The sequence below is a fragment of the Deltaproteobacteria bacterium GWC2_65_14 genome, from assembly GCA_001797615.1.
Classification (GTDB): domain Bacteria; phylum Desulfobacterota; class Deferrimicrobia; order Deferrimicrobiales; family Deferrimicrobiaceae; genus GWC2-65-14.
Genome location: MGPV01000019.1, coordinates 26,079 through 36,688, shown reverse-complemented (window position 1 = coordinate 36,688; position 10,610 = coordinate 26,079). Strand labels below are relative to the sequence as shown.

Sequence of the window (10,610 nt, the reverse complement as noted above, 5' to 3'; positions counted from 1 at the left end):
CGGTAGACGGCCCCCGTCTCCACGAACCGGCCGAACTCCCGCAGGATCCCCGCCTCGTAGTCGAAGGTCATCGTCTTGTAGGGGTTCTCCCAGTCGCCCAGGACCCCGAGCCGCCGGAACTCCTCCCGCTGGATGTCGATGAATTTGGCCGCGTAGTCGCGGCAGAGGCGGCGCTTTTCCCCCGTGGTGATCGACTCCTTCCGGGCGCCCAGCCCCTTGTCCACCTGGTGCTCGATCGGCAGCCCGTGACAGTCCCACCCGGGGACATACTCCGCCCAGGCCCCGGACATGCCGCGGTACTTGACGATGATGTCCTTGAGGATCTTGTTCAGCGCGTGGCCGATGTGGATGTGACCGTTCGCGTAGGGGGGGCCGTCGTGGAGAACGAACTTCTCCCGCCCTTTCCGGTGCTCCACGATCCGCCGGTAAAGCCCTTCCTTCTCCCACCGGGCGAGGATCTCCGGCTCCCGCTGCGCCAGGTTCCCCCGCATCGGGAAGTCGGTCCGCGGGAGGTTCAGCGTGTCCTTGTAGTCCATATCCCTCGGGGCTCCAGGATGGAGGAAATCCCACTTTATACCATGGATTCCGGGTCCAGGGTATCCGGACCCGTCACCGGAAGAGATTTTCGAAGAACTCCAGGATCCCGCGGAACCCCCTCCGGAAGGTGTCCACGAGGGGGTGGGCCGGGTGGAGGGGGCAGCTCTCCGCGGGGGCCAGCCGGTCGGGGAACGCCTCGAGGAACCGCTGCGGGCAGGCGGAGGTGGCCAGGAGCCCGGACTCCGGGTCGATCTCGGCGATCGTGACGCCGGGGGGAACCGGAAAGGGGGCCGGCGCCCCGGAGGGGTAGATCTCCCGCAGGAAGCGGGACCAGATCCGGAGCGCGCCGGAGGCTCCCGTCAGCCCCGTGTCCCGCCCGGAGTCGAACCCGACCCAGACGGCGCAGACCACCTCCGGGGTGTAGCCGACGAACCAGGAGTCCCGGTTCCCGTCGGTGGTGCCGGTTTTCCCCGCGACGGGGAAGAGGATCCCCTCGTCCCGCGCCGATCGGCCGGTTCCCCGGTCCAGCACCCCTTCGAGCGCGTAGGTCACGAGGAACGCGGCGGCGGGGTCGACCGCCTCCTGCTGCCCGGGCTTCTCGACCGGGGCCGTCTCCCCGTCGGCCCCCACGACGGCCGCCAGCGGATACGGAGTGCGCCGGATCCCCCCCGAGGCCAGCGTCGCGTAGGCGCCGGCCAGCTCCAGCGGGGTGACCTCGAAGCTCCCGAGCGCGATGGAGGGAACGGGGGAGAGCGGGCTGGCGATCCCCGCGGCGCGGGCCTCCTCCACCACCCGGGGAAGCCCGACTCCCAGGGCGAGGCGCACCGCGGCGGTGTTCACCGATTCCTCGATCATCCTGCGGACCGTGACCATCCCGTAGAGTTTCCCCTCGAAGTTGGACGGCTCCCAGGGGCCGTCCGCCCCGGGAAGGGAGATCGGCTCGCCGGAAAGCTGGGAGGCCAGCGTGACCTCCCCCTTCCCCTTCACGGCGTCCTGCATCGCCGCGAGCAGGAGGAACGGCTTGAAGGCGCTCCCCGGCTGGCGCTTCGCGTCGGCCGCCCGGTTGAACTGGCTCTCCGCGTAGCTTTTCCCCCCCACCATGGCGGTGATCTCCCCGGTGCGCGGGTCCACCGCGACCAAGGCCGCCTGGAGCGGCTCCTCCGGCTCTCCCTTCGTTCCTCCGGAGGCGGGGACGATCCCCGACAGCCCCCGCGAGACGGCCCGCTCCGCGGCCCTCTGGTGGACCGGGTCGAGGGAGGTGTAGATCCGGTATCCGGTCCGGGAGAACTTGCCGCCGAAGCTCTCCTCGGCGACCCGCTCGATGTAGTCCGTGAAGTACTCCGCGAGGCGGGGCGGAAGGGGGCGCGGCCGCGTCCGGACCGGGAGCGCGCTTGCCTTGCGGAACCGCTCCTCCGGAATCATCCCGAGCGTCTTCATCCGGCCGAGGACCCAGTTGCGCCTCTCCCGCGCCGCGTCCGGAAAGCGGAGCGGGGAGTAGCGGTTGGGCGACCGGATGATCGCCGACACGAGGGCGCACTCCCCCAGGCTCAGCTCGCCGACCCCCTTGGAAAAATAGAAGCGGGCCGCCTCCTCCACGCCGTAGATCCCCCTCGAGCCCTCCTGACCGAAGTAGATCTTGTTCAGGTAGGCCTCGAGGATCTCCTCCTTGCGGAACCGGATCTCGAGCAGGATCGCCAGCTCGGCCTCCCGGATCTTCCGCCAGAGGGTGCGCCTGGGCGTCAGGAAGTAGTTCTTCGCGAGCTGCTGGGTGATGGTGGAGCCTCCCTGCACAATGCGCATCCTGCGCAGGTTCGTCCCCAGGGCGCGGAGGATCCCGCGGAAGTCGAGCCCGAAATGGGTGTAGAACCGGGAGTCCTCCGCGGCGAGCACGGCGTCCTGGAGCGCTTTCGGGATGGCCGCGAGCGGAACCAGCCGCCGCGATTCCATCCTGGGCCCGAGGATCCGGGTCACCTCCTCCGGCTCGAGAAGGATCTCCTCGACGGCGCCTCCGGATTCGGCAGCGAGGGAAACGATCCGGCGGTCGACGACCGCGGCTTCCCTCCGCAAGGCGGGGTACTCCCGGTCCCCGATCCGGAATCCGCGCGTGTACACCCGGAGCGTTCCTTCCTCCTCGGACCAGCTTCCCGGGGCCGGGGGTTTCCCCTCCACCTTCCGGTAGGAGAGGGCGCGCAGCCTCTCCTCGAGCCGCAGGTTTCCGAGGTCGTCCCCGGCGCGGACCGCCGTGGGCCGTCCGTAGAGGATCGAAGGGACCTCCCAGATGTTCCGGGAAAGCTCGTGCCCGACCTTGTAGTACAGGTAGCCGTACCGGAGCAGGAGAAGCCCCGCGAGGAGCAGGAGGAGGCGGCGGCGAGGACGGAGAAGGCCCATCATGTCCCGCCGGGCGTCTGCCCGCTCAGATCGTCCTTCCCGCGGCGGCGATGAACGGCCGCAGCGCCTCCATCACGGCCCGGAAGCGGGCGAAGGTCAGCGACTGCGGGCCGTCGGAGAGCGCCTTTTCCGGCGAGGGGTGGACCTCGATCATCAGTCCGTCCGCTCCCGCCGCGACCGCCGCGCAGGACATCGGCTGGACGTACTGCGAATGGCCGGTCCCGTGGGAGGGGTCGACGATGATCGGGAGGTGGGTCCTCTCCTGGAGGACGGGGACCGCCGAAAGGTCCAGCGTGTTGCGCGTCGAATCCTCGAAGGTCCGGATCCCGCGCTCGCAGAGGATCACCTTCCGGCTCCCCTCGGAGAGGCAGTATTCCGCGCTCATCAGGAATTCGGTGATGGTGGTCATCATCCCCCGCTTCAGCAGGATCGGCCGTTTCGACTTGCCGATCCGCTTCAGCAGGGAGAAGTTCTGCACGTTGCGAGCCCCGACCTGGAGGATGTCGGAATATTCCGCCACCAGTTCCACGTCCATCGGATTCATCACTTCGGTGACGACCGGCACCCCGGCGGCGTCCCCCGCCTTCCGGAGGTAGCGGAGCCCCCGCTTCTCGAGCCCCTGGAAGGCGTACGGGGAGGTGCGCGGCTTGAACGCCCCGCCGCGCAGCACATGCGCCCCGGCCGCCTTCACCGCCTTGGCCGTCTCGACCATCTGCCGCTCGCTCTCCACCGAGCAGGGGCCGGCGATGACCAGGAGCTGTTTCCCTCCCACGGAGACGCCGGGCGCCAGCCGGATCTCGGTCCGCTCCGGCTTCACCTCCCGGCTGGCGAGCTTGTAGGGCTTCAGGATCGGGACGACCCGCTCCACGCCGGAGAGCGACTCCAGAGACTGGAGGACGAACTTCCCCCGCTCGTCCCCGATGGCGCCGATGACGTTCCGGGTCTTCCCGTAGATCGTGTGGGGAGTGTACCCCAGGTCCCGGATCTTCCGGATGACGGCCCGGGTGTCCCGGGTCGATGCACCCGCCCGCATGACGATGATCATGAATATCTCCCCGCGCTCCCGCGTATACTGGTTTCGGAAAGAAACAATTATAGTCCCAAGCCCCTCTTTATTTCCAGCATGGGGGAGGGTACCCTGAACAGGATTCCCGCCGTCCGGCGGGAGGGAAGGAGGAACACGGGATGAGGAAAGCGGCATTGCTGTTTCTGGCCGGTCTGCTGTGCGCGGCCTTCGCGCAACCGGCGCAGGCGGACCGGTACGACCGGTACCGGGGAGACGCGCCGCCACCGAGGCGGGGGGCGGAGGTTCCTCCCCCGCGGCACGCGGTGCACGGGCAGACCTATTTCTTCGGGCACATCGGGCTGTTCGAACCGAACGACGATGATCCGACCCTTTCGGGGGGCGGACTGGGCGGCTACGACACGGGGGGGAGCTTCGACGTCGGCATCGGGTCCCGCGTTTCCCACAACCTGGCGATCGAGGGGACCTTCGGCATGTACGCCGCCGACCGGGGGTCCGATGAGGTCGCCGTCGTTCCGCTGACCTTCGGGGCGCGCCTGATCATACCCGCCCCGGTGATCGAGCCGTACATCGGCGCGGGGCTGGGGATCTACTTCGCAGGCCTGGAAGAGCCGGGAATCGACGATTCCGACACGACGATCGGGGGGTACGGTTCTCTCGGTCTGGATGCCTGGCTGAATCCGAGGACGGCGCTGAATTTCGAAGGGAAGTACCATTGGGTCGAGCCGACATTCAACGGGATCGACGTGGACGTCAGCGGCTGGACCTTAAGCCTCGGGGTGCGGATATCGTTCTGAGAACGGCAAGGCATCCCGATATGCCCCGGATCCTCCTCCTGGGAGGGTCCGGGGCCTACTCGCTCCCGGATGGGTCGCTCGGGCGCCGTCTCGGGACGCGTCGCGTCCGCACCCCGTACGGCACCTCCGCGCCGATCCATCTGTACGAACGGAAGGACTTCCGCTTCCTGTTTCTTTCCCGCCACGGCGAGCTCCGCTACGAGAAGACGGCCCCGTTTGTCAATTACCGGGCGAACATCTACGCGGCGAAGAAGCTGGGGGTGGAGCGGATCATCGCATGGTCCGGGCCGGGGATCCTCTCGAAGGCATACCGCCCCGGGGACCTCGCGCTCCCCGACGACCTGCTCGACTTCACCCGGAGCCGCCCTTCCACCTTCTACGAGGGGAAGGGGATCGGCTTCCTCCGCCAGTTCCCCGTCTTCTGCGAGTCGATCCGCTGCGCCCTCCGGGAGGCCTGGGGGAACGTGAAACGGCGGGAGGGGATCCGGCTGCACCGGTCCGGCACCTACGCCTGCACGGAGGGGCCCCGGCTGGAGACCCCCGCCGAGATCCGGTTCCACGCTGCGGCCGGCGCCGATATGGTGGGGATGACTCTCTGCCCGGAGGCTTTTCTCGCCCGCGAGCTGGAGATCTGCTACGCGCCGGTGGCCTACCTGACCAACTTCGCGGAAGGGGTCCGGCCGATGCCCTACCGAAAGGGGGCGCTCTTCGAGGGGATGCTCGCCGTCTCCGGGGAGGAGAAGGTGGAGCGGACAAAGAACGCGATCCCGGCGCTGGCGATTTCCGCGGCGCGGCGGCTCGCCGGGCGCGAAAGGGATTGCCCCTGCTCCGTATCGATGGAAAGATACCGGAAGGCGGGGCGGATCGGCCCGGATTTCCGGAAGTGGGTGTCGGTCCCCCGAAGGAGGGGCGGGTGAAGCTCCGGGAGGACCAGATCCAGCAGGTCTGCCGGACGATCCTCTCCCGGTGGAAGGCGAAGGGGAGGATCCGGCCGAAGGTGCCGGACGCGGTGCTTCTCGAGAAGATGATCGGGGAGCTCGTGGAGGATTTCCGCCGGGAGGAGGCGCTCGACCGGGAGGTCGAGGGGCTCCTGGACAGGCACAGCCGGGAGATGGCGGACTCCCGGGCCGATTCCCGCGTCCTGTTCCAGAAGATCAAGGGCCGGCTGGCGCACGAGCGCAAGATCGTCTTGTAGGAGGATCCCGTGCGTCTGACCGAGGACCGCATCTCCCACCTGGCCCGCAGGGTCATCGACCGACTCTACAAGGACGACCTCGCCGATTTCCCCGACGAGGGGATGGCGCTCCGCGAGGCCAAGGGCGCCTTCGCCGACTACGTCCGCGCGGAGGACGAGATCGACACCTTCGTCCGCCGGAAGATCGCCGGTCTCTCCCGCCGCGTCCCGGAAGGAGGGCGGGAGTGGGACATCCTCTACCGGAAATACTTCGAGGAGGAGATGGCGAAGAAAAAAATGTAACCATCCGGTTAGCAAGGCATTTCTTCTTTTTCGGTTTCCCTCTTGACACCGATTTCCCTCGGGGTTATAGTCTCTGTTAGCACTCGTCCTTGTTGAGTGCTAACAGCCGTAAGGCATTCATTCTATACTCTATTTCTTAAAGGAGGAGGCACCATGAAGGTCAGGCCGTTGCAGGACAGGATTCTGATCAAGCGCGTGGAGGAGGAGAACAAGACCAAGGGAGGGATCATCATCCCCGACTCCGCAAAGGAGAAGCCGCAGGAAGGGCTGGTGGTCGCCGTGGGGCCGGGCAAGGTGACCGATACGGGGACCCGGGTCGCCCCCGAGGTGAAGGCGGGGGACAAGATCCTGTTCGGCAAGTATTCCGGGACGGACATCAAGATCGATGGCGAAGAGCATCTGATTCTCCGGGAGGAAGACGTCCTCGCGGTGATCCAGAAGAAATAACCACCCTGCGGAAAAAGGAACAATAAAAAGGAGGAAGGTAAAGATGGCAAAGCAACTGAAGTTCGACACGGACGCCCGCGCCGCGATCAAGATCGGCGTGGACATCCTCACCGACGCCGTCAAGGTGACGCTGGGGCCTCGTGGACGGAACGTGATCATCGAGAAGTCTTTCGGCTCACCGCTTGTCACCAAGGACGGGGTTACAGTCGCGAAAGAAGTGGAGCTGTCGGACAGATACGAGAACATGGGCGCCCAGATGGTGAAGGAGGTCGCCTCCAAGACGAGCGACGTCGCCGGTGACGGGACGACGACCGCAACCATTCTGGCGCAGGCGATCTACCGGGAGGGCTCGAAGCTCGTGGCCGCCGGATACAACCCGATGGACCTCAAGCGCGGCGTCGAAAAGGCGGTCGAGGCGATCGCGACGGAGCTCAAGAAGATGTCGAAGCCGACCAAGGACCCGAAGGAGATCGCGCAGGTGGGGACGATCTCGGCGAACAACGACGAGACGATCGGCAACATCATCTCCGAGGCGATGTCCAAGGTGGGAAAGGAAGGGGTCATCACCGTCGAGGAGGCCAAGGGGATGGAGACGACCCTCGAAATTGTCGAGGGGATGCAGTTCGACCGCGGCTACCTCTCCCCCTACTTCGTCACCGACCCGGAGCGGATGGAGGTCATCCTCGAGGACCCCTACATCCTGATCCATGAAAAGAAGATCTCCAACATGAAGGACCTGCTGCCCCTCCTCGAGCAGATCGCCCGTTCGGGCAAGCCGCTCCTCATCGTGGCGGAAGAGGTCGAGGGGGAGGCGCTGGCCACCCTGGTCGTCAACAAGTTGCGCGGGACGCTCCACTGCTGCGCGGTGAAGGCCCCCGGTTTCGGCGATCGCCGGAAGGCGATGCTGGAGGACATCGGGGTTCTGACCGGCGGGAAGGCGATCGCCGAGGAGATGGGGGTCAAGCTCGAGGCGGTCCAGCTGACCGACCTCGGCCGGGCCAAGCGGGTCGTCATCGACAAGGACAACACCACGATCATCGACGGGGCCGGCAAGAAGGCCGACATCGAGGGCCGCGTGAAGCAGATCCGGGCGCAGGTCGAGGAGACCACCTCGGACTACGACAAGGAGAAGCTGCAGGAGCGGCTGGCCAAGCTGGTCGGGGGAGTCGCCGTCGTGAACGTCGGGGCGGCCACCGAGAGCGAGATGAAGGAGAAGAAGGCGCGCGTCGAGGACGCACTCCACGCGACCCGCGCAGCGGTGGAGGAGGGGATCATTGCCGGCGGCGGCGTCGCCTACATCCGGGCGGCCAAGGTTCTGGACGGCATGAAGCTCGAACACGACCAGCAGGCCGGCGTCGATATCGTCCGGAAGGCTCTGTTCGAGCCGGCGAAGCAGATCGCGATCAACGCCGGCCAGGACGGCGGCGTGGTCGTGGACAAGATCAAGAACGGAAAGGGGAACTTCGGCTTCAACGCGGCCACCGAGAAGTTCGAGGACCTGATTGCCGCCGGGATCCTCGACCCGACGAAGGTCGCGCGGGTCGCCCTGCAGAACGCGGCTTCCGTCGCGGGGCTCATGATCACCACGGAGTGCGCGATCGCCGAGAAGCCGGAAGAGAAGGAGAAGATGCCGCCGATGCCTCCGGGCGGCGGCGGCGGGATGTATTAACAACGGGTATAATGAACGTCCGATAACGACAGAGGGGGCCGGGCGACCGGCCCCCTTTTTTGAAGGAGAAGGTCCCGTGCCTATTTACGAATACCAGTGCAGGAAGTGCCACGGAGTGACGGAAAAGATCCAGGGGATGCAGGACCCACCTCTCAAACGTTGCCCCTCGTGCAGGGGGAAGCTCGAGAAGATGATGTCGCCGGGAGCCTTTGTCCTCAAGGGGACCGGTTTTTACGCGACCGACTATGCGGCCAAGGGGAACGGCAGGGGCGTCGGCCAGGGGAAGGACGAGGCCAAGGCTCCGGCCTGCGCCGCTTCCGGCGAGCCCGCATCCCCCGCCTGCGCCGGGTGCCCGAAAGCGGAGTAGACATGCCGGCCCAGCTCATCGACGGAAAGGCCATTGCGCAGGCCGTCAGGACCGAGGTCAAGGGGAAGGTGGAGGAGTTTTCCGGAAGGACCGGGGTCCTCCCCTGCCTGGCGACCGTGCTCGTCGGCGACGACGCCGCCTCCGCCGTGTATGTCCGGAACAAGGGAAAGGCCTGCCGGGAGGTCGGGATGCTCTCCCGCCAGATGAACTTTCCCGCCTCCACCTCCCAGGAGGAGCTCCTGGACATCGTCGCGGGGCTGAATGCGGACGCCGCGGTCCACGGGATCCTCGTCCAGCTGCCCCTCCCCGACCGGATCGACGAGACCCGCATCCTCGAGTCGATCGACCCCGCGAAGGACGTCGACGGTTTCCACCCGGTAAACGCCGGGCGCCTGTTGACCGGGCAGCCCTCCTTCGTCCCCTGTACCCCCCTGGGTATCCTCCGGATGCTCGACCACGAGGGCGTGGAGCTCAAGGGGAAGCATGCCGTCGTCGTCGGCCGGAGCAACATCGTCGGGAAGCCGGTCGCGCTGCTCCTTCTCTCCCGGCACGCGACGGTGACGATCTGCCATTCCCGGACGAGGGATCTCCCCGGCGTGGTCCGGGGCGCCGACGTCGTGGTGGCGGCGGTCGGGAAGGCGGAGATGGTCCGCGGTTCCTGGCTCGCACCCGGCTCCGTGGTGATCGACGTGGGGATCAACCGCCTCCCGGACGGGCGGCTCGTCGGCGACGTGGCGTTCGGGGAGGCGATGGAGGTCGCCGGGAAGGTCACGCCGGTCCCCGGCGGGGTCGGTCCGATGACGATCGCCATGCTGCTCCAAAACACGCTGGAAGCGGCGGCCCGCCGGGCCGCGGCGACCCTCCCCTGAGTCTCCCCGCGGACCGCAGATACGCCCGCACCCACGTGTGGGCCCGACTCGAGCCGGCGGGCGTGCGCGTGGGGTTCACCCACATTCCCTGCTCCTTCCTCGGCGACGTCGTGTATGTCGAGCTCCCCCCCCCGGGGACCGATGTGGAGGCGGGAGAGCCGGTCGGGCTCGTGGAGTCCTCCACGGCGGTCTGCGAGGTCGTCTCGCCGGTTTCCGGGGTCGTCGCGGAGGTGAACCCCGCGCTGGAGGGCTCCCCGGAGCGGATCACCGCCGAGCCGTTCGGGGAAGGGTGGCTGCTGGTCATCCGGCCGTCCGGTACGGGGGCGACGGATGCCCTGCTCGGGCCGGAGGAGTACGGGGAATACGCCGCGAAGGAACGGTAGGACTACCGGATCCGGAGCGAGTGCATCTCGTAGATGAAGTGGGCCCGGATCTTCAGGTCCGGGATCCCGTACTGCGCCGGGATCGGGTCGTAGGGGGCCGCCTTCCGGATGGCGCCGAGCGCCTCGTCGTCCAGGATCCTTTGGCCGGAGCTGCGGACGAGCGTGACGCCGGCGAGCTTCCCGTTCCTGCCGATGACGAACTCCACGACCAGGTTCCCCTGGACCCCCGCGACCTGCGCGTCGTACGGGTATTGCCACACCAGCTCGATCTTCCGCTTGATCCCCGCGAAGTAGGAGATGTACTGGATCTCCGGGGCGTTCAGGGAGGTCAGGTGCGCCCCCCCCCGCTCCTCCGCGATCTCCCCCTTCTCGGCGGCCTTCCCCCCGGTTCCCGCGGCGGTCCCCCTGGAGGATTCCTGCCCGCGCCCCGCGCCGGGATCTTTCCGGGCCAGCACCATCTTCCCCAGCGAAGGGGTCAGGTCCCGGAGCGACCGGGGTTCCTCCGTCTTCCCCGTCTCGAGGGCCCGTAAGGGCTCCCTCTCCGCAGTTTCCCGTGCGACCTCCGCCTGCTCCCGCGCCTTCGACGGGGGGACGACGGGGAATTCCCTCTCCGGAGGAAGTTCCGGGTTCACCGGGAGGTCCGGAACCCGTC

General features: G+C 67.4%; 12 protein-coding genes and 1 pseudogene (1 of these 13 only partly in view). 9 read left to right on the top strand and 4 right to left on the bottom strand.

What is annotated here, in order from left to right; translation table 11 throughout:
- From A2X88_05155 to A2X88_05145, 3 genes and pseudogenes are all read right to left on the bottom strand, one after another.
- Positions 1 to 536, bottom strand: a pseudogene (locus A2X88_05155) (isoleucine--tRNA ligase) (it extends 2,242 nt beyond the left edge of the window).
- Between the two features lie 73 nt (positions 537 to 609).
- Entirely contained in the window at positions 610 to 2,928 is a 2,319-nt protein-coding gene (locus tag A2X88_05150) for a hypothetical protein (GenBank protein OGP35003.1), read from the bottom strand.
- Positions 2,929 to 2,950: 22 nt separating this feature from the next.
- A complete protein-coding gene (locus A2X88_05145) occupies positions 2,951 to 3,970 on the bottom strand; it encodes a 3-deoxy-7-phosphoheptulonate synthase (GenBank protein OGP35002.1) in 1,020 nt (339 codons plus the stop codon).
- Positions 3,971 to 4,125: 155 nt separating this feature from the next.
- On the opposite strand from A2X88_05145, the gene A2X88_05140 reads away from it, so the two are divergent.
- From A2X88_05140 to A2X88_05100, 9 genes are all read left to right on the top strand, one after another.
- The gene (locus A2X88_05140) at positions 4,126 to 4,746 is read left to right on the top strand and encodes a hypothetical protein (GenBank protein ID OGP35001.1); all 621 of its coding nucleotides are present in this window, start codon (positions 4,126 to 4,128) and stop codon (positions 4,744 to 4,746) included.
- Between the two features lie 20 nt (positions 4,747 to 4,766).
- The gene (locus tag A2X88_05135) at positions 4,767 to 5,663 is read left to right on the top strand and encodes a phosphorylase (protein OGP35000.1); all 897 of its coding nucleotides are present in this window, start codon (positions 4,767 to 4,769) and stop codon (positions 5,661 to 5,663) included.
- Complete coding sequence (locus tag A2X88_05130) at positions 5,660 to 5,941, top strand: hypothetical protein (protein OGP34999.1); 282 nt, start codon at positions 5,660 to 5,662, stop codon at positions 5,939 to 5,941. The genes A2X88_05135 and A2X88_05130 overlap by 4 nt, the downstream gene beginning before the upstream one ends.
- Positions 5,942 to 5,950: 9 nt before the next feature.
- Positions 5,951 to 6,223, top strand: a complete 273-nt coding sequence (locus A2X88_05125; GenBank protein ID OGP34998.1) for a hypothetical protein — start codon at positions 5,951 to 5,953, stop codon at positions 6,221 to 6,223.
- Positions 6,224 to 6,376: 153 nt separating this feature from the next.
- A complete protein-coding gene (locus tag A2X88_05120; protein OGP34997.1) occupies positions 6,377 to 6,670 on the top strand; it encodes a co-chaperone GroES in 294 nt (97 codons plus the stop codon).
- A 43-nt stretch (positions 6,671 to 6,713) separates the two neighbouring features.
- A complete protein-coding gene (locus A2X88_05115) occupies positions 6,714 to 8,339 on the top strand; it encodes a chaperonin GroL (GenBank protein OGP34996.1) in 1,626 nt (541 codons plus the stop codon).
- Positions 8,340 to 8,415: 76 nt separating this feature from the next.
- Entirely contained in the window at positions 8,416 to 8,706 is a 291-nt protein-coding gene (locus A2X88_05110; protein OGP34995.1) for a hypothetical protein, read from the top strand.
- A gap of 2 nt (positions 8,707 to 8,708) precedes the next feature.
- Positions 8,709 to 9,575 (top strand): bifunctional 5,10-methylene-tetrahydrofolate dehydrogenase/5,10-methylene-tetrahydrofolate cyclohydrolase, encoded by an 867-nt coding sequence (locus A2X88_05105; protein ID OGP34994.1) that lies wholly within the window; start codon positions 8,709 to 8,711, stop codon positions 9,573 to 9,575.
- Positions 9,572 to 9,958, top strand: a complete 387-nt coding sequence (locus A2X88_05100; protein ID OGP35009.1) for a hypothetical protein — start codon at positions 9,572 to 9,574, stop codon at positions 9,956 to 9,958. The genes A2X88_05105 and A2X88_05100 overlap by 4 nt, the downstream gene beginning before the upstream one ends.
- Positions 9,959 to 9,960: 2 nt before the next feature.
- On the opposite strand, the gene A2X88_05095 is transcribed toward A2X88_05100, so the two are convergent.
- Complete coding sequence (locus A2X88_05095) at positions 9,961 to 10,590, bottom strand: hypothetical protein (GenBank protein ID OGP34993.1); 630 nt, start codon at positions 10,588 to 10,590, stop codon at positions 9,961 to 9,963.
- Positions 10,591 to 10,610 lie beyond the last annotated feature (20 nt).